This is a genomic window from Pseudodesulfovibrio sp. (assembly GCF_028692895.1).
Taxonomy (GTDB): domain Bacteria; phylum Desulfobacterota; class Desulfovibrionia; order Desulfovibrionales; family Desulfovibrionaceae; genus Pseudodesulfovibrio.
This window is the reverse complement of record NZ_JAQUWN010000031.1, coordinates 1-23,226: the sequence shown is the minus strand read 5'-3', so window position 1 is coordinate 23,226 and position 23,226 is coordinate 1. Positions and strand designations below refer to the sequence as shown.

The 23,226-nt window shown below is 66.1% G+C and carries 26 protein-coding genes and 1 tRNA gene; 10 read left to right on the top strand and 17 right to left on the bottom strand.

The window, feature by feature from the left end:
- Positions 1-7 precede the first annotated feature (7 nt).
- From PHP91_RS09505 to PHP91_RS09495, 3 genes are read right to left on the bottom strand one after another with little or no spacing between them, the layout of a single operon-like run.
- A complete protein-coding gene (locus PHP91_RS09505; protein WP_300139914.1) occupies positions 8-427 on the bottom strand; it encodes an arsenate reductase ArsC in 420 nt (139 codons plus the stop codon).
- The gene (locus PHP91_RS09500) at positions 427-2,586 is read right to left on the bottom strand and encodes an AsmA family protein (RefSeq protein ID WP_300139912.1); all 2,160 of its coding nucleotides are present in this window, start codon (positions 2,584-2,586) and stop codon (positions 427-429) included. The genes PHP91_RS09505 and PHP91_RS09500 overlap by 1 nt, the downstream gene beginning before the upstream one ends.
- Before the next feature lie 29 nt (positions 2,587-2,615).
- The gene (locus PHP91_RS09495) at positions 2,616-2,924 is read right to left on the bottom strand and encodes a MerR family transcriptional regulator (RefSeq protein WP_300139910.1); all 309 of its coding nucleotides are present in this window, start codon (positions 2,922-2,924) and stop codon (positions 2,616-2,618) included.
- Between the two features lie 229 nt (positions 2,925-3,153).
- Here PHP91_RS09495 and PHP91_RS09490 point away from each other — a divergent pair, with 229 nt between their 5' ends.
- The 3 genes from PHP91_RS09490 to PHP91_RS09480 all read left to right on the top strand — a co-directional run bounded on the left by PHP91_RS09490 (position 3,154) and on the right by PHP91_RS09480 (position 5,380).
- Positions 3,154-4,284: a twin-arginine translocation signal domain-containing protein gene (locus tag PHP91_RS09490; RefSeq protein ID WP_300139908.1), complete on the top strand. Its 1,131-nt coding sequence runs from the start codon at positions 3,154-3,156 to the stop codon at positions 4,282-4,284.
- A 157-nt stretch (positions 4,285-4,441) separates the two neighbouring features.
- On the top strand, positions 4,442-4,795 hold the full coding sequence (locus tag PHP91_RS09485; RefSeq protein ID WP_300139906.1) for a hypothetical protein: 354 nt from the start codon (positions 4,442-4,444) through the stop codon (positions 4,793-4,795).
- Positions 4,796-4,969: 174 nt separating this feature from the next.
- The gene (locus PHP91_RS09480; protein WP_300139904.1) at positions 4,970-5,380 is read left to right on the top strand and encodes a hypothetical protein; all 411 of its coding nucleotides are present in this window, start codon (positions 4,970-4,972) and stop codon (positions 5,378-5,380) included.
- A gap of 80 nt (positions 5,381-5,460) precedes the next feature.
- Here the strand turns inward: PHP91_RS09480 and pheT are convergent, their stop codons facing one another.
- The 12 genes from pheT to PHP91_RS09420 all read right to left on the bottom strand — a co-directional run bounded on the left by pheT (position 5,461) and on the right by PHP91_RS09420 (position 15,868).
- Positions 5,461-7,860: a phenylalanine--tRNA ligase subunit beta gene (gene pheT, locus PHP91_RS09475; protein WP_300139902.1), complete on the bottom strand. Its 2,400-nt coding sequence runs from the start codon at positions 7,858-7,860 to the stop codon at positions 5,461-5,463.
- Between the two features lie 209 nt (positions 7,861-8,069).
- Positions 8,070-9,101 (bottom strand): phenylalanine--tRNA ligase subunit alpha, encoded by a 1,032-nt coding sequence (gene pheS / locus PHP91_RS09470; protein WP_300139948.1) that lies wholly within the window; start codon positions 9,099-9,101, stop codon positions 8,070-8,072.
- A 26-nt stretch (positions 9,102-9,127) separates the two neighbouring features.
- Positions 9,128-9,481: a 50S ribosomal protein L20 gene (gene rplT, locus PHP91_RS09465; RefSeq protein ID WP_300139900.1), complete on the bottom strand. Its 354-nt coding sequence runs from the start codon at positions 9,479-9,481 to the stop codon at positions 9,128-9,130.
- A 169-nt stretch (positions 9,482-9,650) separates the two neighbouring features.
- Positions 9,651-9,848 carry a 50S ribosomal protein L35 gene (gene rpmI / locus PHP91_RS09460; RefSeq protein ID WP_300139898.1) on the bottom strand — a complete coding sequence of 66 codons (198 nt, stop codon included), beginning with the start codon at positions 9,846-9,848 and terminating at the stop codon, positions 9,651-9,653.
- A gap of 43 nt (positions 9,849-9,891) precedes the next feature.
- Positions 9,892-10,440: a translation initiation factor IF-3 gene (gene infC, locus PHP91_RS09455; RefSeq protein WP_300139946.1), complete on the bottom strand. Its 549-nt coding sequence runs from the start codon at positions 10,438-10,440 to the stop codon at positions 9,892-9,894.
- Positions 10,424-12,361, bottom strand: coding sequence for a threonine--tRNA ligase (gene thrS, locus PHP91_RS09450; RefSeq protein WP_300139896.1), 1,938 nt, complete (start codon positions 12,359-12,361; stop codon positions 10,424-10,426). Before thrS ends, infC begins: the two co-directional genes overlap by 17 nt.
- Positions 12,362-12,454: 93 nt before the next feature.
- Positions 12,455-12,529: transfer RNA gene (locus tag PHP91_RS09445), tRNA-Val, on the bottom strand.
- A gap of 261 nt (positions 12,530-12,790) precedes the next feature.
- The gene (locus tag PHP91_RS09440) at positions 12,791-13,480 is read right to left on the bottom strand and encodes a DVU0298 family protein (protein ID WP_300139894.1); all 690 of its coding nucleotides are present in this window, start codon (positions 13,478-13,480) and stop codon (positions 12,791-12,793) included.
- Between the two features lie 112 nt (positions 13,481-13,592).
- Positions 13,593-14,210, bottom strand: a complete 618-nt coding sequence (locus PHP91_RS09435) for a tetratricopeptide repeat protein (RefSeq protein WP_300139893.1) — start codon at positions 14,208-14,210, stop codon at positions 13,593-13,595.
- A gap of 20 nt (positions 14,211-14,230) precedes the next feature.
- Positions 14,231-14,596, bottom strand: a complete 366-nt coding sequence (locus PHP91_RS09430; RefSeq protein ID WP_300139891.1) for a hypothetical protein — start codon at positions 14,594-14,596, stop codon at positions 14,231-14,233.
- Between the two features lie 3 nt (positions 14,597-14,599).
- Complete coding sequence (locus tag PHP91_RS09425; RefSeq protein ID WP_300139889.1) at positions 14,600-15,460, bottom strand: YkgJ family cysteine cluster protein; 861 nt, start codon at positions 15,458-15,460, stop codon at positions 14,600-14,602.
- Between the two features lie 219 nt (positions 15,461-15,679).
- On the bottom strand, positions 15,680-15,868 hold the full coding sequence (locus tag PHP91_RS09420) for a ferredoxin (protein WP_300139887.1): 189 nt from the start codon (positions 15,866-15,868) through the stop codon (positions 15,680-15,682).
- Between the two features lie 281 nt (positions 15,869-16,149).
- Here PHP91_RS09420 and PHP91_RS09415 point away from each other — a divergent pair, with 281 nt between their 5' ends.
- The 6 genes from PHP91_RS09415 (at position 16,150) to PHP91_RS09390 (ending at position 21,538) form a co-directional block, all read left to right on the top strand.
- Positions 16,150-17,352 carry an aminopeptidase gene (locus tag PHP91_RS09415; protein WP_300139885.1) on the top strand — a complete coding sequence of 401 codons (1,203 nt, stop codon included), beginning with the start codon at positions 16,150-16,152 and terminating at the stop codon, positions 17,350-17,352.
- 98 nt (positions 17,353-17,450) lie between these two features.
- Positions 17,451-19,415 (top strand): molybdopterin biosynthesis protein, encoded by a 1,965-nt coding sequence (locus PHP91_RS09410; protein WP_300139884.1) that lies wholly within the window; start codon positions 17,451-17,453, stop codon positions 19,413-19,415.
- Positions 19,416-19,423: 8 nt separating this feature from the next.
- Positions 19,424-19,645: a hypothetical protein gene (locus PHP91_RS09405; RefSeq protein WP_300139882.1), complete on the top strand. Its 222-nt coding sequence runs from the start codon at positions 19,424-19,426 to the stop codon at positions 19,643-19,645.
- A gap of 135 nt (positions 19,646-19,780) precedes the next feature.
- Complete coding sequence (locus tag PHP91_RS09400) at positions 19,781-20,482, top strand: hypothetical protein (protein ID WP_300139880.1); 702 nt, start codon at positions 19,781-19,783, stop codon at positions 20,480-20,482.
- Between the two features lie 7 nt (positions 20,483-20,489).
- Positions 20,490-21,098 carry a DUF488 domain-containing protein gene (locus tag PHP91_RS09395; RefSeq protein WP_300139878.1) on the top strand — a complete coding sequence of 203 codons (609 nt, stop codon included), beginning with the start codon at positions 20,490-20,492 and terminating at the stop codon, positions 21,096-21,098.
- Positions 21,095-21,538 (top strand): DUF488 domain-containing protein, encoded by a 444-nt coding sequence (locus PHP91_RS09390; RefSeq protein ID WP_300139876.1) that lies wholly within the window; start codon positions 21,095-21,097, stop codon positions 21,536-21,538. The genes PHP91_RS09395 and PHP91_RS09390 overlap by 4 nt, the downstream gene beginning before the upstream one ends.
- Positions 21,539-21,545: 7 nt before the next feature.
- Here the strand turns inward: PHP91_RS09390 and PHP91_RS09385 are convergent, their stop codons facing one another.
- Positions 21,546-21,881 carry a tRNA-binding protein gene (locus tag PHP91_RS09385; protein ID WP_300139874.1) on the bottom strand — a complete coding sequence of 112 codons (336 nt, stop codon included), beginning with the start codon at positions 21,879-21,881 and terminating at the stop codon, positions 21,546-21,548.
- A 272-nt stretch (positions 21,882-22,153) separates the two neighbouring features.
- Here PHP91_RS09385 and tsaA point away from each other — a divergent pair, with 272 nt between their 5' ends.
- A complete protein-coding gene (gene tsaA, locus PHP91_RS09380) occupies positions 22,154-22,660 on the top strand; it encodes a tRNA (N6-threonylcarbamoyladenosine(37)-N6)-methyltransferase TrmO (protein WP_300139872.1) in 507 nt (168 codons plus the stop codon).
- Between the two features lie 103 nt (positions 22,661-22,763).
- On the opposite strand, the gene PHP91_RS09375 is transcribed toward tsaA, so the two are convergent.
- Positions 22,764-23,226 (bottom strand): isocitrate/isopropylmalate family dehydrogenase (locus PHP91_RS09375; protein ID WP_300139870.1); only part of this gene is annotated, 463 nt, incomplete at its 5' end.

Below are 23,226 nucleotides of genomic sequence, written 5' to 3'. Positions count from 1 at the left end.
ACCGGCGCTAGCCCAGGCTCCCCGGCAGACCGTGGACCATGGCCCGGATCTCGTCGCGCACCCGGCGGTACACGGCCAGGATCTCCGCCTTGTCCGTCATCCCCTTGACCAGGGCGGGCGGGTCGTCGAAGCCCCGGTGCACGCGCTTGCCCGGACCGGGCACGAATGGACAGTTCTCCGCCGCGCCCGCGCAGAGCGTGACCACGTAGTCGAACTCCACGCCCGGCGGCAGCTCGTCCACGGTCTTGGAATACTGCCCGATCAGATAAACGTCCTCTTCCTCCATGACCTGCACCGCGTAGGGGTCCATGCCCTTGGGCTCGGTCCCGGCGGAGAGGGCGTGGATTTCGGGGCGCAGGTAGTGGGTCCAGGCCTCGGCCATCTGGCTGCGGCAGGAGTTGCCGGTGCAGAGATAGAGTATGTTCATCAGAATAACCCGAACAGGTTGTGCAACCCGTTTTTCTTTTGGCCGTTTTCGGCCTCGCCGCCGGAGCCGGAGGACGACTCCGCGCCGACGAGGGTCTTGCCCACGGTGGTTATGACGCCGGTGACGCCCTTGAACACGGTCCCGGCCACGCCGATGACCGCGCCGCCCAGCGCCTTGACGTATTCCGACAGGCTGACGCTGTAGTGCGGGTCCGACACGGTCCCGGTGACGCGCACCGGCACCATGATCCCGAGCATGTCGTTGCCCGACTTGCCCCCCTGCCCCTGGGACGAGGCAACCAGCTTGACCTTGACCAGATAATTGATCGCGCCTGTGGGCAGCGAAACCGCGCCCTCCCCGGCCGCGCGCAACCCCGGCGCCTTGACGTCCAGGTCGCGGTTCTCCAGCACGCCGTTCTTGATGACGCCCGTGCCCGTGATGGAGCCGAAGCGCGTGGCGTCGCTCGCCGAGGCCACCACCGTGCCCTCCTGCTTGCCGCTCGCCTGGGTGGTCCGGGCCATGCCCAGCAGGTCCACGCCGGGGAACACGCCGTCCGCGAGGTCCAGGTTGAACTTGCCGTTCATGGACGCGAGCATGGGCCTGAGCCGCTCGCCCTCGCAGGCGAAGGTGCCCTTGAAGTCGAGCTTCCCGGCATAGGACGCCTCGCCCAGCGCGTCCTTGGAGAGCCGGCCCACGTCCACCTTGTCCAGGGAAGCGAGCAGGTCGGTGCGGGGCCGGTCGGTCAGGGCGTTGACGGTTGCTGCCATGGAGACGTGGCCGCCGTAGAGCTCCGCCTCGGCCGGGTTCAGGCGGATCAGGCCGTCCCGGCCCTGGGCCCCGGCCTTGACCTTGTCCAGCCAGACGCCCATGACGTGCAGCCGGACCAGGGTGGCCTCCGCGTCCACGGTCAGCCGCCGCAGCAGCCTCGCATCGAGAATCCTCGGGCCCTGTCCGTCCCCGGCCGAGGCCCCGGCCGAGCCGCCCTCCGCCTTTTCCACGGCGGGCAGGTAGCGGTCCAGGTCCACGGTGTCGCCATCGAGCCGGACGTAGCAGGACACGCCGTTCTCGTCACCGGCCACCTTGGCGTCGCCGCGCAGGCCGTTGCCGTCCACGGTCAGGTCGAGCCCCTTGAGGGCCAGAGACCGGGGCGTGTAGGCCACCACGGCCGTGCCTCCCACCTGGGCCAGAGCCTTGGCGTCCGCCGTGGCTGGCTCCCGGCCGGTCAGATTCTTCCACAGCGCCCGGCCGTCGAACGGGTCCACCACGACCGTGCCCACCAGCTTCTCCACGCCCTGGGCCAGGCCGTCCACGGAGCCGTCGAAATGGACCGTGGCCCCGTAGGCCGAAAGGGCCAGCCCCTTGGCCTCAAGCCGCCCCGCGGCCAGGGTCAGGGATTCGGCCTTGGCCTGGGCCGTGGCCTGGCCGCCCGGCACGGCCTTGCCCTCGGCCGCGACCGAGGCGTCCGCCCCGGCCAGGGTCAGGGACTCGCCCCGAGGGGCCAGGGAGGCCGTGCCCGAGATCGAGATCGTGCCCCGCGCCTCGGGATTGGAGGAGGAAAAGACGAGGCTGCCCTTGAGCGGGAAGCTCCCGCCCGCCCGCACAGCGCCCAGCTCCAGCGCCACGTCGCTCACGGCCAGAAACGCGTCGCCCTTGCGGTCGTCCCAGCTCATGGCGGAATCTTTCACGGTAACGCCGTCCACGTCCAGGTCGATCCCCTTGGAGGACGCGGGCTTGGCCGGCGCGGGCTTGGCGTCGTCCCCGGCCAGGTCGGCCCAGTTGGTCACGCCCTCGGCGTTGCGGGCCAGTCGCAGGGTCAGGCCGTCCAGGTAGAGGCGCGAGAGCTGGACGTCGCCGGAAAGGAGCGGGCGCAGCCGGAAGGTGGCCCCGGCCGTCTTCACGCTGGCCATGGGCCCGTCGCCGAACCCGGCCGCGTTGCTCAGGGTCGCGCCGTGGACCACCACGCCCAGGCGGGGAAAGAACATGAGCTTGAGATCGCCGGTGAAGTCCAGGGTCCGGCCGGTCTCGTCGCGGACCACCTGGGCGATGCGCGTCTTGTAGTCGTTGATGTCGAAGGTGGCCGCGAACACGGCGACGGCGACGACGATGAGCGCCGCCAGGATGCCGCCCGTCCACAAGGTGATGTGCACCGCTTTGGTCATGGCTTGTCCCTTTCGGGTCCGGTTGAGGATTATCGCCGCAGGAGCCGCTTGATTTCGACGAGCCCGTCGCGGATTTCGTGGAGGATGTCGGCATGGGCCCGGCTGTTCAGCCGCTTCTTGGCCCCCTCGATGGTCAGCCCCTCGTCGTAGAGGAGCCGCTTGATCTCACGGACGACTTCCAGGTTCTCCTCGGTGTAGAGCCGCTGGCCGCTGTCGGTCCGGATGGGTTCGAGTTCGTCGAACTCCCCTTCCCAGAAGCGCAGCACGTAGGTCTTGACCCCGACCTCGCGGGCGGCCTGTCCGATCTTGTAGCGCTTGAACTCCCGTAAATCTTCCATTTCGCTTAGATAGCAAATTGCCGGTCCCCCCTCAAGGCATTTGCAGGTTCGTCCCGCACCTCCGTCGACGGATGGGCCGGGCAGCCGATAAAACCTACCATTCCTCCTGTCACGCCGCCTTCACCCGTTCGTCGCCCATCGTGGCCGACGCGACACGGCTTCGACGCCAGAAGCACTGCCAGTTCAAGTAGATAGCACCCATCGTTATCCAACAACCAAGGAGAAACACATGTCCTCAGATACCGTCAATCGCCGCGATTTCCTGAAACTTGGAGCCATGGCGGGCGTCGCCGCCGTGGCCGCCGCCCACGCCGTCCCGGCCCTCGCCTCCCCCTGCGCCCGCACCCTGGACGCCTGCTTGGAGATGAGCCCGCAGGCCATGGCCGAGGCCTCGGCCCCGGTCTCCGCCGCCTGGCAAAACATCCGGCGGAACGCCGGGCAGATCCGCAACCCCGGCATCCGCAACGCGGTGCTGGCCATCCTGGACAACCCTGCCCCGACCCTGATGAAGGGCATGGGCGCGTCCGAGAAAAAAGCCGTCTACAAGGAACTGACCGCCAAGGGGCTGCTCAAGGACGTGGCGGAAAAGGATTTCCTCCCGGCCTCGGCCGATCCGGCCAGGGCCTCGCAGCCCTTCTATTCCGCGCCCGGCAGCGGCTACCAGAGCCACCACGCCTATCCCGGCGGACTGGCCACCCACACCGACCTCAACGTCCGCGTCTCCCTGTCCATTTACGACGGCTACCGCTCGGTCTACGACTACCTGCTCGACCGCGACGTGGTCCTGGCCGCCCAGCTTCTGCACGACCTGCACAAGCCGTGGGTCTTCCAGTGGGACGCGAACGGCGAGTCGCGCACCGAGCTGAAGCTGGCGGGCACCGGCGAGCACCACACCCTGAGCGTGGCCGAGTCCATCGTCCGGGGCCTGCCCGCCGACGTCGTGGTGGCCCAGGCCTGCGCCCACAACCACCCGCGCACCCCGGCCGACGAGGCCCAGGTGGTGGGCTGGCTCCAGGCGGCCGCCGTCATCGCGGGCGTGGACCCGGTCAAGCGCGGCCTGCTCGCGCAAGACGGCAAGACCCTGCCTCTGCCCCGCCGCCAGGAAGGATTCGTCACACACCTCGGCGACCACGACTGGGTCCTGACCGTGCCCGCGGTCCAGTGGGTCCTCCCGGTGCTGGAAAAGGTCGCGGTGCGCGACTACGGCATCAGCCAGGCCGACCTCAAGAAGAAGCCCTTCAACCAGTTCCGCAACTACGTCTTCTCCCAGGTCACGGCCATGTCCCTGTACGAGACCTACGCCGCCAAGGGCGAGGACGAACTGGTCCGCACCGTCCGCACGGTGGTCGTCCCGGCCTAGCCCGGGCCACGTCGAATACCGAGGGGGCCGGTTCCGCCGGTCCCTTTTTTTCGGCCCGGCGCCCGACGCCCTCCCCGCTTCCGGAACACGGGCGATCATGCTAGGGTTGCGCAAAACCCGCGTCCGGCAGGCCCGGCCGGAAACCAGGAGGCACGCCATGTCCATGACCCGCCGCTTCGCCCTCAAGGTTCTGCTCTGCCTGCCCCTGACGGCCGGTTCCGCCCTTTGCGCACTGGCCGGGGAGGACGAGGCCACGCAACAGTGGCGGCAGTTGCAGCAGCAGCGGATGCAGGACCGCCGGCAGTGGGGTGACCAGACCTCCCGGCAGTACGAGGAACGCCGGGAGCAGCGCGAGCAGTGGCGGCGGCCGGACGACGGCGACCGCCAGGAGCAGCGCGACCAGCGGCAAGAGTGGCGCGACCAGGACCGCCAGGAGCGGCACGACCGCCAGGACGCCCGCACCCAGGAACGCCGCGACTACAACGAAACCCTCGGCACAAGCGGCCAATAGCGGGTGGCCGGGCGCGCGCCGCCGGAGCGGACGAGCCCGGATTCCCCGCTTTTCCTCGACAATATCACCCCGGTCCGTGACCATTCCCGCCCCGCGAACGTATTTATAATGATAATGTGAAACGCATGGCGCTATAGTGGCGTCCACTCAACTGCCAACAAGGAGATTTCTCCCATGTCGATGACCAGACGATTCGCCCTCAAGGCCCTGATCTGTTTGCCGGTGGTGGCCGGTTCCGCCATCCGCGCCTTTGCCGCCAACGACAAGACCGAGGCGAAGGAACAAAAAAAGCAGCAGGCCCAGGAGCAGCGGGCCCAGGAAAAGGAGGAGCGGGAGCGCAAGCGCAAGCAGGACGAGGAACAGCGCGCCAGTGAGAAGGAAGAACGCGAACGCCAACGGGAACAGGACAAGGAGCAGCGCCAGCAGGAGAAGGAAGAGCGGGAGCGCCAGCGCGAGCAGGACAAGGAGCAGCGCGGGCAGGACAAGGAGCAGCGCCAGCAGGAGAAGTCCTCGAAAAGGGAGGAAAAGTCCTGGAGCAAGGAGAGCAAGGGCTCCGGTTCCGGCAAGGGCAAGGGCAAGAAGTAGCGAATTTCGCCCGCGCCACCTCCATGAAAAAAAAGCCCGCTTCCTCGGAAGCGGGCTTTTCGTCGTTCAGGGAACCCCGGCTAAAAGTGCACGGGGAGCTTGGCTTGCAGGGCTTCCAGCACCCGCTGGTGCTCCTTGTCCACCTGCTTGTCCTTGAGGGTCTTGGTGGCGGAGCGGTAGGTCAGGCGGAAGGAGAGGTTGCGCTCTTCCTGCTTGCCCTCGGGCACGTATTCGGCCACCAGTTCCACGGACTCCAGGATGTCCACGCCCGCGCCCTCGATGACCTTGCGGATGGCCCCGGCCGTAAGCGTGGCCGGACCGATGACCGTCACGTCGCGGCGGCTGGGCGGGAACACGGGCAGGGGCGCGAACCGGATGGCGTGCGCCTCGGACAGTCCCTTGAGGACGTCCAGGTCCAGCTCGGCCAGCCAGACGTCCTTGCGGGCGTGATAGAAGTCGGCCATCTCGGCCTTGACCTTGCCCACCAGGCCCGCCAGCGCGCCGTCGATGCGCACCTCCACGCACGGCTCCAGGAAGGCGTGGTCCTTGGCCAGTTCAAACTCGGGCTCGGACAGCTTGAGGTGGTTTCGGACCAGGTGCTCGACATGGCCCTTGATGTCCAGGTAGTCCACGTCGGCGGCGCCCCACGGCCAGTCGGCGGCGTGGCGCGGGCCGTAGAGCAGGATGCCCAGGCCGAGGCGCTCGCGGGTCTCGGTCTCGGACTCGGCGTCGGCGAAGAACCGCTTGGCCACCTCGAAGACGCGGATGTGGCCGTTGCCGTGGGCCATGTTGTACTTGAGCGTGTTGAGCAGCCCCGGAGCCAGGTGCGTGCGCATGACGTTCTGGTCCTCGCTCAGGGGGTTGGCGATGTGCACGCGGCCATCAAACGGCAGTTGAAGCCGGTCCAGGTCCTCGTCGCCCACGAAAGAATAGTTGATGGCCTCGTTCAGGCCCACGCCCGCGCCCCAGAGCTTGATGGAGCGGATGAACCCGTACTCGGAGTCGGCCACGCCCCCTTCCAGGGCCTTGGCCACCTTGGGCAACACGGCCGGGATGCGGTCCAGGCCGTAGACCCGGCCCACTTCCTCATAGAGGTCGACCTCGCGCTCCAGGTCCAGCCGGTGGGACGGCGAGGACACGGACCAGTTGTCCGGGTTCGTGTCGTCCACGGCGCAGCCCTCGCCCTCGAAGACCCTCTTGGCGAAATCCTTTTCCAGATCCAGGCCGAGCAGGCGCATGCAGCGGTCGTGGCGGTAGCCGTGGACCCGGTCCTTCCAGGGACGCGGCTCGTTGGAGGCCACGCCCGCGACGACCTTGCCGCCCGAGGTCTCGGACATGAGCTGGGCCGCCCGGTCGATGCAGAACCGATTCATGACCTGGTCCACGCCGCGCTCGAAGCGGTAGGAGGCGTCGGACGGCAGGGCCAGGCGGCGCGCGGTCTTGCGGATGGTGCCCGGCCGGAACACGGCGGCCTCCAGCAGGACGTTCCTCGCCTCGGCGGACATCTCGGAGTTGAGGCCGCCCATGACGCCCGCCAGGCCGACCGGCTTGTCGCCGTCCCAGATCAGCAGGTCCGCGCCGGTCAGGGTGCGCTCCGTGCCGTCCAGGGTGGTGAACTTCATGCCGTCGCTGGCCGGTGCCACGCGGATGGTCTTGCCAGCGATGCGGTCGTAGTCGAAGGAATGAAGCGGCTGCCCCAGCTCGAACATGATGTAGTTGGTGCAGTCGACGATGTTGGAGATGGGCCGCTGGCCGAGCGCCAGCAGCTTGAAGCGCATCCAGTCCGGGCCCTTTTTCGTGGTCACGTCGCGGATGATCCGGGCGTTGTAGAGCGGGCAGAGCTCGGGGTCGTCGATCCTGATGGTGATCTGTTCGTTGACGTCGCCGCCGGACTCCACCAGGTTCAGCCGGGGCAGGGTCAGGGGCAGGTCGAAGGCCAGCGCGGTCTCGCGCGCGAAGCCGAGGATGGACAGGCAGTCCGCGCGGTTGGGCGTGATGTCGAAATCGAAGACCACGCGCTCGAGGCCCAGGGCGTCCACCAGCTTGTCGCCGACCTTGAGGTCGTCGCCCAGGACCCAGATGCCCTCATGGTCCTCGGAAAACCCGAGTTCGCGCTCGGAGCAGATCATGCCGCAGGACTTGACGCCCCGGAGCTTGGCCTTCTTGATGACCAGGCCGTCGGGCATGGTGGTGCCGACCATGGCCACGGGCACGGTCTGGCCCTTGGCCACGTTGGGCGCGCCGCAGACGATGCCCAGCGTCTCGGGCCCGCCCACGTCCACGGTGCAGACGTGCAGGTGGTCGGACTCGGGGTGCTCCTCGCACTCGACCACGCGGCCGACCACGACGTCCTTCACCGGTGCGAACGGATCGACGATGCCGTCCAGCTCCAGGCCGAGCATGGTGAGTTTGTCGCCAAGCGCCTGGACCTCCCCCTCGTAGGGGACGAACTCGCGCAACCAGTTCAAGCTGACAAGCATGGAAAGCCTCCGGCGGCCGGGGAGTGAAGCGGGCGCGCCCCCTTCCATTCCCCGGACCCAGTCCCCGCTCCCCTCCCGAACCTGTCCGCGGCGCTGCGCGCGTTCGGAAAAGGCGGAGACGTGATCTGTTTTATCGTAAAAAACTCAAGTCAATAACTGGGCAGGGGGAAAGGCGGCGCAAGGCCGGGCCTTTCCCGCTTCGCGGGCCCCTAGGCGAACTGTTCCAGGAAACGGACGTCGTTTTCGAAGAACATGCGCAGGTCGCCGATGCCGTACTTGAGCATGGCCACCCGCTCGATGCCCAGGCCGAAGGCGAACCCGGTGTACTGCTCCGGATCGTAGCCCACGCACTTGAACACGTTCGGGTCCACCATGCCGCAGCCCAGGATCTCCACCCAGCCCGTGCCCTTGCAGACGCGGCAGGGGGAGCCGTCCTTCTGGTGGCCCTTGCCCCCGCACATCACGCAGGAGATGTCCACCTCGGCGGACGGCTCGGTGAAGGGGAAGAAGCTCGGGCGGAACCGGACGTTGGTCCCGGCCCCGAAGATCTGGCGCACGAACACGGTCAGCGTGCCGCGCAGGTCGCCCATGGACACGTTCCTGTCCACGAGCAGCCCCTCGATCTGGTGGAACATGGGGGTGTGGGTCAGGTCGGAATCCCGGCGGTAGACCTTGCCCGGCGCGATGACAGCGATGGGCGGCTGCTTCTTGAGCATGGAGCGGACCTGCATCCCGGAGGTGTGGGTCCGAAGCACGATCTTGTCCGAGACGTACAGGGTGTCCTGCATGTCGCGGGCCGGGTGCTCGGGCGGGATGTTCAGGGCCTCGAAGTTGTGCCAGTCGTTCTCCACCTCGGGCCCTGCCACGTACTCGAAGCCGAGCCCGGCCAGAACCGAGGTGATCTCCTGCATGACCAGGGTCACGGGATGGAGCGAACCGGCCCAGGGCTTACGGCCGGGCATGGTCGGGTCGAACCGGCTCAGGACGCGGCCGGTCTCGGCGGCGGTCAGTTCGGCCTCCATCTGGTCCATCAGCTCGGTGATGCGCTGCTTGACCTCGTTGGCTTTCTTGCCGCCCGCGGGCTTGTCGGCGTTATCCAGCGCGCCGAGCTCGGTCATGGCCTTGGCCAGCTTGCCCTTGCGGCCCAGGAACTCGATGCGGAGTTCCTCCAGTTCCTTTAACGAACAGGCCTGGCCCTTGCGAGATTCGCAATCCTGGGCCAGGCCGTCGAGTCCTTCCAGGAAGGACTTGAGTGCGTCATTCACGGTTAGTTGACCTTGGCTTTGGCCGCCTCGGCGATCTTGGCGAAGACCTGGGGGTCGCGAACGGCCATGTCGGCGAGGACCTTGCGGTTGAGCTCGATACCGGCCAGCTTGAGCCCGTTCATCAGGCGGCTGTAGGACAGTCCGTTGATACGGGCGGCGGCGTTGATGCGCATGATCCACAGTTTCCGGAACTCGCGCTTCTTGCGCTTGCGGTCCTTGTAGGCATGGCACAGGGCCTTCTCAACCCGCTCCCGGGCGGTACGGTAAAGGCGGCTTCCGGCACCCTTGTAGCCTTTGGCCATCTTCAAATACTTCTTGTGACGCCGCTTGGCGGCGAGACCACGCTTTACACGCATGTCAATCTCTCCATCTTTGCTTACCTCCCGGGCCGGACGGACTCCCCCGACGAGGCAGATCGGTTAAGGGTTTATGTGAAATCCTCGGGCCTTGAACTGATGCCGAACCGGACAGGCGTGGGGGCGAATGCCCCGCTTGGACGCTGGCGGCAGGCGTATATCAGATCAATTAACCGTTGGGCAGTTGACGGCGCACGGCCTTCAGGTTGGCACCGTCCACAACGGTGGACTGGCCGAGGCGGCGCTTCCTCTTCGCATCCTTCTTGGTCAGGATGTGCCTGAGGTTCTTTCTGCGGCGCTTGAACTTGCCGGAAGCGGTCTTGGTGAACCGCTTGGCGGCGGCGCGCCTGGTCTTGATCTTAGGCATGTCGACTCCTTGTTGCGGGAGGGAATCCCGGTCAGTTGACTGACTATTTTTTCCCGGGAGCAAGCATCATGGTCATGGTCCGTCCCTCAGCCACGGGCTTGCTCTCGACTTTGGCTAATTCCTGCGTATCCTCCACCACCCGGTCGAGCACCAGCACGCCGCGGTCCTTGTGGACGATCTCGCGTCCCCGGAAGAAGACGGTCACCTTGCAGCGGTCGCCACCCTCCAGAAATTTTACTATCTGCTTGAGCTTGGTCTGGTAGTCGTGCTCATCGGTTTTGGGCCGGAACTTAACTTCCTTGATCTTGATTACGGTCTGCTTCTTCTTCGCTTCCTGCAGCTTCTTCTGCTGCTGGAACTTGAACTTGCCGTAATCCATGATCTTGCAGACCGGCGGGTCGGCATTGGGCGCCACCTCGACGAGATCGAGACCACGCTCCCGGGCGCGATCCAGCGCATCACGGGTGTCCAACACGCCCAACTGCTCGCCGTCCTCGTCCACAACGCGCACCTTGGGGATGCGAATCCTTTCGTTGCGCCGGACCGTGTCTTCCCTCTTCTGGTCGCGGCGTAATTTACCCCGAAAAGCTATAGCTCATACCTCCTGCTTTGAAAGGAGCCGCAGCGGTTTCCTTGATCAGCCGCACAGCTTCTTCCACTGTCACCATGCCGGGGTCCTCGCCGTCGCGAGAGCGGATGTTCACGCACCCGGCCTCTACCTCTTTGTCACCGACTACCAACATGTACGGAATCTTCTCGACCTGAGCTTCCCGTATCTTGTAGCCCAGCTTCTCGTTGCGGAGATCCGCTTCGACGCGAATCCCCTCCCCCTTGAGAACCGACTGGACCTTCTCGACGAATTCACGCTGCGCATCGGTCACGTTCAGGATCCGGGCCTGCACCGGCGCGAGCCAAACAGGGTACGCGCCAGCACAGTGCTCCGTCAGGACGCCGATGAAGCGTTCGATGGAGCCGAGCATGGCGCGATGGATCATGACCGGCCTGTGCCGCTCACCGTCCTCGCCCACATATACTATGTCAAACCGCTCTGGCAAGGTGAAATCCACTTGGATCGTGCCGCATTGCCAGCTCCGGCCGATGGAGTCGGTCAGGTGGAAATCGATCTTGGGGCCATAGAACGCGCCGTCGCCCTCGTTGATCTTGTAGGCCATGCCCGACTTGTCGAGCGCCTGGCGCAGGGACTCGGTGGCCACCTCCCAGTCGTGGTCGGAGCCGATGGACTTCTCCGGCCGGGTGGAGAGCTCCACGTCGTAGTCGAAGCCGAACAGGGAGTAGATGTCGCCGTAGAACTTCATCAGGTCGAGGATTTCCTTCTCGATCTGGTCCGGGCGGCAGATGAGATGCGCGTCGTCCTGGGTGAAGGTGCGCACGCGCATCAGGCCGTGGAGCACGCCGGATTTCTCGTGCCGATGGACCACGCCCAGCTCGAAATAGCGCTGGGGCAGGTCGCGGTAGCTCATGATCTTGCGCTTGTAGATGACCATGTGGGCCAGGCAGTTCATGGGCTTGATGCCGTAGGCCTGCTCGTCGATCTCCGTGAAGTACATGTTCTCACGGTAGTTGTCGTAGTGGCCGGACTTCTCCCACAGCTCGCGCTTGAGGATGATCGGACCCTGGACCAGGTCGTAGCCGCGCTTGAGATGCTCCTTGCGCTCGAAGTCCTCCAGGATGGCCCGGAGAAGCATGCCGCGCGGGTGCCACAGGGGCATGCCGGGGCCGATCTCCTCGCTGAAGGAGAAGAGGTCGAGCTGGTTGCCGAGCTTGCGGTGGTCGCGCTTCTTGGCCTCCTCCAGACGTTCCAGGTGCTTCTTGAGCGCCTTGGGGTCCTCCCAGGCGGTGCCGTAGATGCGCTGGAGCTGCTTGTTCTTCTCGTCGCCGCGCCAGTAGGCCCCGGCCACGGAGAGAAGCTTGAACGCCTTGAGCATGCCGGTGCGGGCCACGTGGGGGCCGCGGCACAGGTCCACGAAGTCGCCGTTGGTGTAGATGGTGTACTGGTCGGCGCCCAGGTCGTCGATGAGCTCGATCTTGTAGTCCTCGCCCTTGTCGGCGAAGAACCTGCGGGCCTCGTCGGCGCTCATGGTCCGGCAGGAGAACGGCTGGTCCGCGCCCACCATGGAGAGCATCTCCTTTTCGATGGCCTCCAGATCCTCGGGCGTGAACGGGCGCTCGAAGTCGAAATCGTAGTAGAAGCCGTCCTTGATGGAGGGACCGATGGTCACCTTGGCGGTGGGAAACAGCTTCTTGACGGCCTCGGCCATGAGGTGGGCCGTGGAGTGGCGGATGACGGCGAGCCCCTCTTCGCTGTCGGCGAAGACGGGCGTAAGAGTAGTGCAGCCGGCGGGAATGGAGGCGGTCAGGTCAAGGAGGGTCTCGCCGCACTTGGCGACCACGACCTGCTTGAACTGTTTCTTGGACAGCCCTTCCTGAAGGGCGTCGGCGCAGGACGCGCCGTCGGCCAATTCAACCGATTTGCCGGAAACTTCGATCTGCACTGTTCTTCTCCTCTGCCCGGCTTGGCCGGGCCACGTGAACATGACCCTCTAAACGATGAAAGGGAGGCACTTGGCCTCCCTTCCGGGGATTTCTGGTAGGCGCGGAGGGATTTGAACCCACGACCCTTTGCACGTCAAGCAAATGCTCTCCCCCTGAGCTACGCGCCTTCATTTCAGAAGCGAAGTGGATAACTATCCGCAGGCCCGTCCGATGTCAAGCGGGAACCTGCGAAATTTTATTTTTTTTCGAGTCCCCCGGTCCGCGCCGGGCCCGACGCCCGGCCCCTGGCCGAAATCGTCGCCCATCTTGTGGACTCGGCCAGGCGCAGCCAGCATCGCTTCGTCCGGCCCCGGCCCGGCAACCCCGCGCAATTCCTGGCCTGCGAGGCCGGGGAAAAGGGAAGCGGGCACCTCGGAGGCGGCGGACGGCTAGGCCAGGCGGGCCTGGGCCTCGCGGGCCAGGGCGGACACCGTGGTGTCCACCAGCTCGCCGTCCCGGAAGGTGCGGATGGCCCGCCCGTCGTCCAGGAGCGGGCCCAAGGCGTCGCGCGCGTTCGACGCCCCCAGGTTGCCCAGGGTCCAGGCCGCGTAGGCCCGGTTGTACGGGTCCTCCTCCTTCAGGGCCTCGACCAGGAACCGCTCGCTGTGGGCCACCAGCTCCGGCCGGACGGCGGAGAGCCGGGCCAGCCCCCAGAACACATCCCGCCGAAGCTCCGTGTGATCCAGGTAGTTGCCGTCGCAGGCCTCGTCGCAGAAGATGTAGGAGGCGAGAATCTTGTGGTATTCCTGAGCGATGCGCTCGCTGCGGACCATGGCCTCGGCCATGAAGTGTGGGATGCCCCAGCCCAGGTTGCCGGACTCCTCGTTCATGTACCACATACAGGTCCGCATGAGCACGCGCGCCCTTTCCATGGCCGCGTCGGCCAGGCGGGCGGCGGTCAGGCCGAAGGCCGTGACCGAGCGCCAACGGATCAGCTCGTCCCGGTCCAGGCGCAGGTTGAGCAGCGGGGGAATCAGGACGCCTGGGGCCCACTGGTCCAGTTCGGACAGGCGGGCCTGCCAGTCGTCGGCGGCGAGGATGGCGCGGAGGTCGGTCTTGACGCGGCGAAAACGGGGCATGGTTCCTCCACCGGTAGGGGTTGGCGCGCGATGCACTAAGAAAAGGGGAACCGCGCGCGGGCGGTTCCCCTTCATATAATCACCGGCTCGGCCGAGGCAACGGAAACGTGCGCTATTTCGCCAGCACTTCCCGCTTGAATTCCTCGGGAACCTCGAAGCCCGACTCCTCGGCCTTGGCGATGCAGACCTTGGCGTCCTCCCACTGTTCGCGGTGGGCGTCGATGATCGCCTTGTTGTTCCAGGCCGGGCCGAAGTTCGGGTGCTCGTCCAGAATCTCCTTGAGGAGCTTGTCCGCGTCCTCGTACTCGCCCATGTTGATGAGCGCGCTGCTCATGGTGGCCTTGGCCTGGACGAAATTGGGGTCGAGCTTGATGGCCTTCTTGAGCGCCTGGTGGGCCTTGTCCACGTCGCCCAACTGGAGCTGCACAAAGCCGATGTTGCCCCAGGGCACGGCGAAGAACGGCCGCTGCTGGGTGGCCTGGACGTTGTAGTTCAGGCACCCCTCCAGGTCCCCGCGCTGGAGCGCGATGCCGCCGAGCTGGACGTAGGCCTCGGCCATCTTCGGCGAGTTGGCCACGGCCTCCAGGAATTCGGTCTCGGCCTCCATGAAGTCGCGGCGGGAAAGGTAGGCCACGCCCAGGTTGTAGTGCGTGTTGCCGCACTGGGCGTTGGCGCGCAGGTGGGACTTGAGGTCCTCGATATAGTCGTCGATGCTGTCGAACTGTTCCATTATGTCGTTCCCCTCGGGCTTTACGGCTCGATGCCGCGTTTTTTCAGATGTTCGGCATACCACAGGCAGTATTCGAATATCGGGCGGACCTTTTCGAAATTCATGACCAGCGAGACGTTGAACTCGTTGATCGCGTCGATGTACTCCTGGTTGATCGTCTTGCCGCTGGCCGTGATGTAGCGCTGGGTCAACTGGTGCGAGGTCAGGCCGGAGCGGTCGGTGCGGATGTCGATGGGATCGAACGGCGCCGCGAACGGGTCCCAGTTCTCGTAGCCCATGCGGTCCACGAACTTGCGCCGCCGGGGCGACATCTTGTCGTACATGTACCGCTTGCGGTCGGCGATCTCCTCTTCGGAGAGGCCCTCGTAGTTGATGAAGTCGGTCACGCGCTATTTCCCCCCGCCCAAGGTGATGGTCTTGAGGTCGCAGGTGGCGCAGGCGGACTTGCCGGACGTGCAGGTGGCGCAGGCCCCCTCCTTGTCCCCGTCCGCCTTCTTCGGAGCCGGTTTCGCTTCCGGCTTCTCGGCCTCCGCCTTCCGGCCCTTGGAGCCGGTGAAGGTGGTACCGGTCTGGGCCGCCTTCTTCGGCTTGGGCGCATCCGCGCCCTTCACGCCCAGGTACTCCTCGGAATAGTCCGTGACCAGGGCCATGGAAACCGGCAGGAGCATATTGCCCAGGTCGGTGAACCGGCTGTTGATCCCCTTGCGCAGGTCCTTGCCGATGGCGATGAGCCGGTCAAGGACGATGTCCATGTTCACGGTGGGGTACTTCTCCCCGCCCTTGAACCCGGAGAGCTTGCAGGTGTGGGCCTCGCCCCCGATGGAGGTGGGCACGCCGTAGAGGCGGCAGGTGATGGGCCGGTGCTCGTAAAGGGCGCAAAGGTCGTCGTCGCCCAGCAGGGGGCAGCGGACCCGGGCCCTGGCGACCTCGCGCAGCACGTCGCCCGCGGGCGCGCCTTCCTGCGTGGCCTTGAATATCTTTCGCTTGAGCTTGTGGATCTGGCGGTCGGCCTTGTCGGCCCGCTCCAGGATCGCGGAGCGCTCCATGCCGGAGAACTTCTCGTTGAACTTCCGGTTGATGTAGATGGCCTCGATCAGGGTGACGTCGAACAGGGCGTTGCAGCAGTCCGAACACCCCTTGCCGCACTTCACCTTGTCCGGCATCTCCGTCTCGAACTTGGCGAACAGGGTGTTCACCTCGCCGACAATGGCCTCATACCGTTTGAAATATTCCGTGAAATCAAGCGCCATTACGTTCCTCACTCCTCGTCCTGCTCAATGAATCGCCCGAGACCGCCGGGCCGGATGCGTCCCGGATAGATAAAGTCGCGAACCGAAACCGTCAACCGCGCTGGCAAAAAAAAGCGCCGATTCCGGCGAGGCGCGGGGGGAACGGTCCGGCCCCGAAAAAAACGGGAGCAACGGATTTGGCAACCCGCTGCTCCCGATACCATTTCGAAGACTTAAAAACTATTCTTCTTCAACGGTGATGGCGTCGGACTCGCAGACCTCGACGCAGGACTCACAGCCCAGGCATTCTTCCATGTTCACGGGCACGGCTTTGCCATCCTGAAGCTCGTAGACTTCAACGGGGCAAACATCAACGCATTCGCCGTCGCCGGTGCACTTGTTGTGATCGACAGTGATTCGGTAACCCATTTGTTCCCTCCAGGAAAGTTTGGGAAGCCCGTGTTGGTCACGAGCCGATTGCATGCATCGCCTATCCGGCCGGCGGCCCCGGCGACACATCAGGTTGTTGAACTAAACCGGCCATTGGGCCAGGCACGACTTGCTGATATAATCATGCCACCCGCGTGTCAAGCGACCGGGAAACATTTCCCCCCGCCCGCAAGGATCGCTCAGAGAACGGTTGAGAATGGCCCTCAAGTGGTCTATCGTCCAGGCATCGGAAGCAAACCCAAACGTCAGCAAGGAATCCCATGTTCACCAACGACGAACTACGCAAATACGCCCGCACCCTGTGGTGGGGACTCTCCACCGCCCGGACCAAGCCCTACGCCCCCGGCGACTTCATCCTGCTCCGTTTCGACGCCGAGGCGCTGCCCCTGGCCGAGGCGGTTTTCGACATGCTCGTGGACAAGGGGCTGAACCCCATCCCGCGCCAGAACCTGACACCCGGCATGGAGCTCTCCTTCTACGGCAAGGGCGGCGAGGCCCAGCTCAAGGCCGTACCGGCGGGCGACCGCGAGTTCGTGGGCGGGCTCTCCGGCCTGATCTCGCTCATCGCCCCGGCCTCGCTGACCCACCTCCAGCAGGTGGACCCGCGCCGCATCGGCACGGCGGCCGTGGCCCGCAAGTTCATGCGCGACATCATGGACCAACGCGAGCAGACCGGCGAGTTCGGCTGGACGCTCTGCCTCTACCCCACGGCGGCCATGGCCGAGGCGGCCGGGCTGTCCATGGACGACTTCAAGGCCCAGGTGGCCCGCGCCTGCTTCCTGGACCACGAGGACCCGCCCGCCAAGTGGGCTGAGATTTTCGACGAGGCGGAAAAGGTCAAGGCGTGGCTCAACGCCCTCGACGTCGAACACCTGCGCATAGAGAGCGAGCACACCGACCTGATCGTGGTCCCCGGCGAGCAGCGCCGCTGGCTCGGCGTGTCCGGCCACAACATCCCCTCCTTCGAGATATTCCTCTCGCCCGACTGGCGCGGCACCGAGGGCGTCTACTACGCGGACCAGCCCTCCTTCCGCTCCGGCAACTTCGTGGAGGGGGTGCGCCTGACCTTCGAGAAAGGCGTGGCCGTCAAGACCGAGGCCAGGACCGGCGGAGACTTCGTGGCCAAGCAACTGACCCTGGACGAAGGCGCGAGCCGCCTGGGCGAGTTCTCCCTGACCGACCGCCGCTTCTCCAAGATCAGCGCCTTCATGGCCAACACCCTGTTCGACGAGAACTTCGGCGGCGAGCAGGGCAACTGCCACGTGGCCGTGGGCGCGTCCTACTCCGACACCTTCGCGGGCGACCAGTCCACCCTGGACGCGGCCAAAAAGGAGGCCCTCGGCTTCAATGACTCGGCCCTGCACTGGGACCTGGTCAACACCGAACGCAAAACCGTCACCGCTACCCTGCGGGGGGGCGAGGAACTGGTCATCTACCGGGACGGCCAGTTCCGGAACGACTAGCGGCGCAGGCGTCCGGGAAAGGGGATCGGAACCCCTTTTCCGGACCGCATCCGCCCGCCCGTCCGGACAATGCCGGCTCCAAGCAGAAAGGAGGCCCCATGAGCAGAAACATCTACCTGAAGACCGTCGCGCCCGAGGAAGCCGTCGCCCTGGCCAAGGACGCCCTGGACCGGGCCGCCCTCCTCGGCGCCGAGACCATCCCCACCCACGAGGCCGCGGGCCGGGTCACGGCCGCTCCGGTCATCGCCCGCTATTCCTCCCCCACCTACCACTCGGCGGCCATGGACGGCATCGCGGTCCGGGCCGAAGCCACCTTCCGGGCGCGGGAGGACGAGCCCACGGCCCTGGCCCACGGCGAGGGATTCGTCTTCGTCAACACCGGCAACCCGCTGCCCGAGGGCATGAACGCGGTGGTCATGATCGAAGACGTGGTCCAGAAGGACGCGGACACCGTGGAGATCGAGAAGCCCGCCTTTCCCTGGCAGCACGTCCGACGCATCGGCGAGGACATCGTGGCCACCGAGCTGCTCCTGCCCCAGAACCGGCGGCTCGCGCCCTGCGACATCGGCGCCCTGCTCTCGGCGGGCATCTACGAGATCGAGGTGCACCGGCGGGTGCGCGCCCGATTCCTGCCCACGGGCGACGAGGTGCTGAATTTCCTGGACCACCCCGCGCCGGGCCCCGGGCAGGTCATCGAGTCCAACTCCCAGGTCTTCATGGCCTACGCGCGCGGCTGGGGCGCGGACGCGAGCTGGTCCGCCCCGGTGCGCGACGACGAGGCCACCCTGCGCGCGGCCGTGCTCGGCGCGCTCAGCGACGGCTGCCACGTCGTGGTGGTCGGCGCGGGCTCCAGCGCCGGGAGCAAGGACTACTCGCGCAAGGTTTTCGAATCCATCGGCCGGGTCCTGGTCCACGGCATCTCGGTCATGCCGGGCAAGCCGACCCTGCTGGCCGTCTCGGACGAGCGCAGCGGCCATCCCGGACGGCTCCTGGTGGGCGCGCCGGGCTACCCGGTCTCCGCCGTGGTCTGCCACGAAAAGATTCTCGGCCCGCTGGTGGCCTGGCTCGGCCGCGCGGCCCCGCGCGAGCCGGCCATGGCCGAGGTCGTGCTGGCGCGCAAGACCCCGTCGCGCCCCGGAATGCGCGAGGCAATCCGCCTGGCCGCCGGGCGCATCGGCGACCGCATCGTGGGCGCGCCGCTGGCGCGCGGCGCGGGCATGATAACCACCATGACCAAGGCCCAGGCCGTGGCCTACATCCCGGAAAACGCCGAGGGCGCGGAGGCGGGCGAAACCCTGGCCGCCGAACTGCTCGCGCCCCGCTCGGAGCTGGACCGCGTGCTCGTCCACGTAGGCAGCCACGACAACACCCTGGACCTCCTGGCCAACGAGCTCATGGGGCTGCCCGAGCCGCTCCGGCTGGTCTCCAGCCACGCCGGGTCCATGGGCGGGCTGACCGCGCTCAAGGCGGGCTCCGCCCTGTTCGCGGGCTCCCACCTCTTCGATCCCGAGACGCGGGACTTCAACTTCCCGTTCATCTCGCGCTACCTGGAGGGGCTGCCCGTGGCCGTGGTCAACCTCGCCATCCGCCACCAGGGGCTCATCGTCGCCAAGGGAAATCCGCTGGGCGTCAAATCCGTCAACGACCTCTCCCGAGAGGACCTGACCTTCATCAACCGCCAGCGCGGCGCGGGCACGCGCATCCTTCTGGACCACCACCTCAAGTCCGCGGGCATCGCGCCCTCGGCCGTGCGCGGGTATGCGAACGAGGAATTCACCCACATGGCCGTGGCCGTGAACGTGCTCACCGGCGCGGCGGACTGCGGCCTGGGCATCTACGCGGCGGCCAAGGCCCTGGGCCTGGACTTCGTGCCCCTGGCCCACGAGCGCTACGACCTGGTCATCCCGGAGCAATACCTGGACGACCCGAGGATCGTCACCCTGCTCGCCCTGATCCGCACCGACGAGGTGAAACGGGAGATCGCCGCCCTGGGCGGCTACGAAACCGACCTGACCGGCCAGGAAATGAAGCCCGGCATGGGCCTCGGCCAGCCATCATTATAAGAATAGGCATGGCGTCCGAAACCGCGCTCGTCGTCGTGGACGTGCAAAACATCATGTTCGAGGAACCGAGATGCGGCCTCTACCGCGGGGACGAGTCCGTGCTGGCGGAGGACGGCCACTCCACCTACGACAAACCCATGGCTTCGGCCGCAACCATCGTCGCCCTGTTCAACGACGTGCTGATCCGCCGCTTCTGCCGGGTCATGCCGGCCGCCGAGATCACGTTCTGATCCCCCGCAGCGCCGGGCTCCTTCGAATCTTTTATATTGCCGCTTGATATTTGTATAACGATAAAATATACCTTCGCATGTTTCCGGCGCAGCCCGCGACAGGGCGGCGCGTTCATCCCATTTACGGAGCATGCCATGCTGTTCGTCGTCACCGACTTCACGGAATTCCACAATCCCAATTTCCACTGCGTCGCGGGCCTGTGCGAGGACGGTCGCTGCCTGCGGCCCACCGAGAGCTACTTTTCCAAGGGCGAATGCGCCCACCTGAACATCCTGGCGGGCACGGTGCTGGAGGGCGACTTCCTTCCCGCGGTCCAGTCCGAGCCGCCGCACACCGAGGACTGCCGCCGCAAAAACGTCCACTTCGCGCACTACAGCCGGGCCAAGGACTTCCGCGCCCGGCTTGAAGCCGATTGCGCCGACTCGGTGGCGGAGGGGTTCGGCCGGGACCTGCCGGAATACAACAAGTGCGTCCCCTGGGACGCGCCCCCGGACCGGTCCATCGTCACCGTGCGGATCGACCCGCGCCAGGGAAGGTTCGCTCCCGACCAGTTTCAGGGGGACCGGCTCCGGTTCACCTTCACCGACCCCGCCGGGGAAAAGTTCTTCCGTCTGCCCGTTGCCGACCTCAAGCTGCGCGAGTATGCTGCCGGGTACAACGCCGACGCCGCCGACCACCTGAACGCGTTCCTGCACCGGCAGCGGGAAGCCTACCTGCGGGTGGGCATCGGGCGGCGCTGGGAAAAGAACGGACACGACGGCTTCTGGCTCCAGGTCAACGGCGTCTATACGTTCCCCGACTGGCTGCCCGGCACCCGGGGGTTCATCGAAGGATAAAGGCAGATTGCAACGACTCTACACCATCGGCTACTCGCCCCACACCCCGGAGGAATTCCTGGCCCTCCTGCGCCGCCACGCCGTGACCGCCGTGGCGGACGTTCGCTCCATGCCCTACAGCGCGCACCGGCCGGAGTTCAACACCGACCAGATCCGGCGGTTCCTGAAGGCGAGCGGCGTGGCCTACGTGTTCCTGGGCGACTGCGTGGGCGCGCGCTTCGAGGACCCGTCCGTGTACGTGGACGGGACGGCCGACTACGACCTGATCGCCGCCCACCCGGTTTTCCGGGAGGGCCTGGAGCGCATCCGGCGCGGGGCGGAGCGCTACACCCTGGCCCTCATGTGCGCGGAGAAGGACCCCGTGACCTGCCACCGGACCATCCTGGTGGCCCGGAGGCTCAGGGACGAGCTCGACATCCGGCACATCCTGGCCGACGGATCGCTGGAGTCCCAGGCCGCCCTGGAACAACGCCTGCTCGCCCTGCACGACCTGGACCAGGCCCTCCTGCCGGGGCTGAACCCGGACGGGCGGGAGCTGGACCGGGCCTACCGGCTCCAGGGCCGGCGGATCGCCTACCGCGCGGAACACGAAGAGGAAACAAGGGAGACGCCATGAGCACGCGCCTGTACACCATCGGCTTCACGAAAAAATCCGCCGAGGAATTCTTCGGGGCCCTGAAGAAGGTCAGGACAGCCACCCTGATCGACATCCGGCTGAGCAACCAGTCCCAGTTGGCGGGCTTCACCAAGGGCCGCGACCTGCCCTACTTCCTGCGGGAAATCTGCGGCGCGGCTTATCTGCACCTGCCCGAGTGGGCCCCCACCCAGGAAATCCTGGACGCCTTCAAGAAGAAAAAGGGCATGACCTGGGAGACCTACGAACGGGAATTCAACGGTCTGCTCGCCCGGCGCGCCATCGAGAAGCGGGCGGCCGCCCTGGACCTCGACCGTGCCTGCCTGCTGTGCAGCGAGCCCACGCCCGAGCAGTGCCACCGCCGCCTGGTGGCCGAATACCTGGCCAAGCGCCTGCCCGGCCTCTCGGTCTGGCACATCTGACCAAGGCCTACCCCAGCTTGAGGCCGTCGGGCACGGGCTTGTCCGGCACGGCCAGGACCACGCCGTCCTCGCGGTAGAAGCCGCAGACCAGGCACTCGGAGCGCATCGGGCCGATCTGCTTGTGCGGAAAGTTGACCACGCCGATGACCTGCTTGCCGACCAATTCCGTGAGCGTATACAGCTCGGTGATCTGCGCGCTGGACTTGCGCTCGCCCACCTCGGGGCCGAAATCCACCCACAGCTTGCAGGCCGGGCGGCGCGCCTCGGGAAAAGGCTCCGCGCGCACCACCGTGCCCACGCGCAGCTCCACCTTCGCAAAGTCGTTCCAATCGATGGTTTCCATGAAAATCTCCTTGTGAAAAGGGCTATCACCTTGCGCCCCGGCGCAAAAGAAATTCCCCGCCGATCAGCCTGCAGCCGCGCGACCCCGGTCCGTCCGCCCTGCTTCCCACCAATTTGTGTACGTTTTTGTATTTCAGCTACTACACAATTGTCATCTACGACAGGCCCGCGTCGGCATGTTGGTCCCCCAACACGCCGAAATCATTCACATGAGCACATTGGCACGCATTGTGCCTATAGCCATGCAGAACGCCAACCGGCCAGGAGGCCCCAATGCAGATTACGTACACGCCCATCGGCTACTTCAACACCCCCCATACCGACGTCCGGGGGATGCCGATCCAGCCGCCGGGCGCGTCCGGGGTGCACGGCACCATCACCGTGCTTCCGAAATTCCGCGAGGGCCTCAAGGATATCGAAGGCTTCTCCTACCTGATTGTCCTCTACCACCTGCACGAGATCTGTGGCTTCGACCTGACGGTGACCCCGTTCCTGGACAACAGCCCGCACGGCATCTTCGCCACGCGCTCGCCCAAGCGCCCGAACCCCATGGGGCTTTCGGTCATGCGGCTGCTGGACGTGAGGGGAGACACCCTCCTGCTCGACAACGTGGATGTCCTGGACGGCACGCCCGTCATCGACATCAAACCCTACGTCCCGGACTTCGATGTCTGGCCCGCCCGCCGGGTGGGCTGGTTCGAGGGCAAGTCCGGCAACGCGGCCTCGGTGCGCAGCGACGATCGCTTCGTCGAACTCGCCGCCGAATGCGCCCCCAAATAGCAACCTCCATACCCCACTTGCGGCAACCCGCCTGCCGCAAAAAAAAGCCCGGCCCGCCGATTTCTCGGCGGGCCGGTGCTTTTTTACGTATCGAGAAGACGGCCTAGAGGTTGGCCAGCAGGATCTCGCCGAACTCCTGGCAGCCGACCTGGGTCGCGCCGGGGATCTGGGAGGCCAGGTCCACCGTGACCTTCTTGGCCGAGAGGGCCTTCTCCACCGCGCGGTGGATCAGGTTGGCGGCCTCGAACCAGCCGATGTGCTCCAGGAGCATGGCCCCGGACAGGATCAGGGAGCCGGGGTTGGCCAGGTCCTTGCCCGCGATGGTCGGGGCCGTGCCATGGGTGGGCTCGAAAAAGGCGAGCTTGTCGCCCATGTTCACGCCGGGGGCCAGGCCCAGGCCGCCCACCTGCGCCGCCAGGGCGTCGGAGATGTAGTCGCCGTTCAGGTTGGTGGTGGCCAGCACGGAATACTGCTCCGGGTACATGAGGACGTTCTGGAACATGGCGTCGGCGATGCGGTCCTTGAGGATCACGCCCTCGCCCGCCTCGCCCTCGCGCACCACGCGG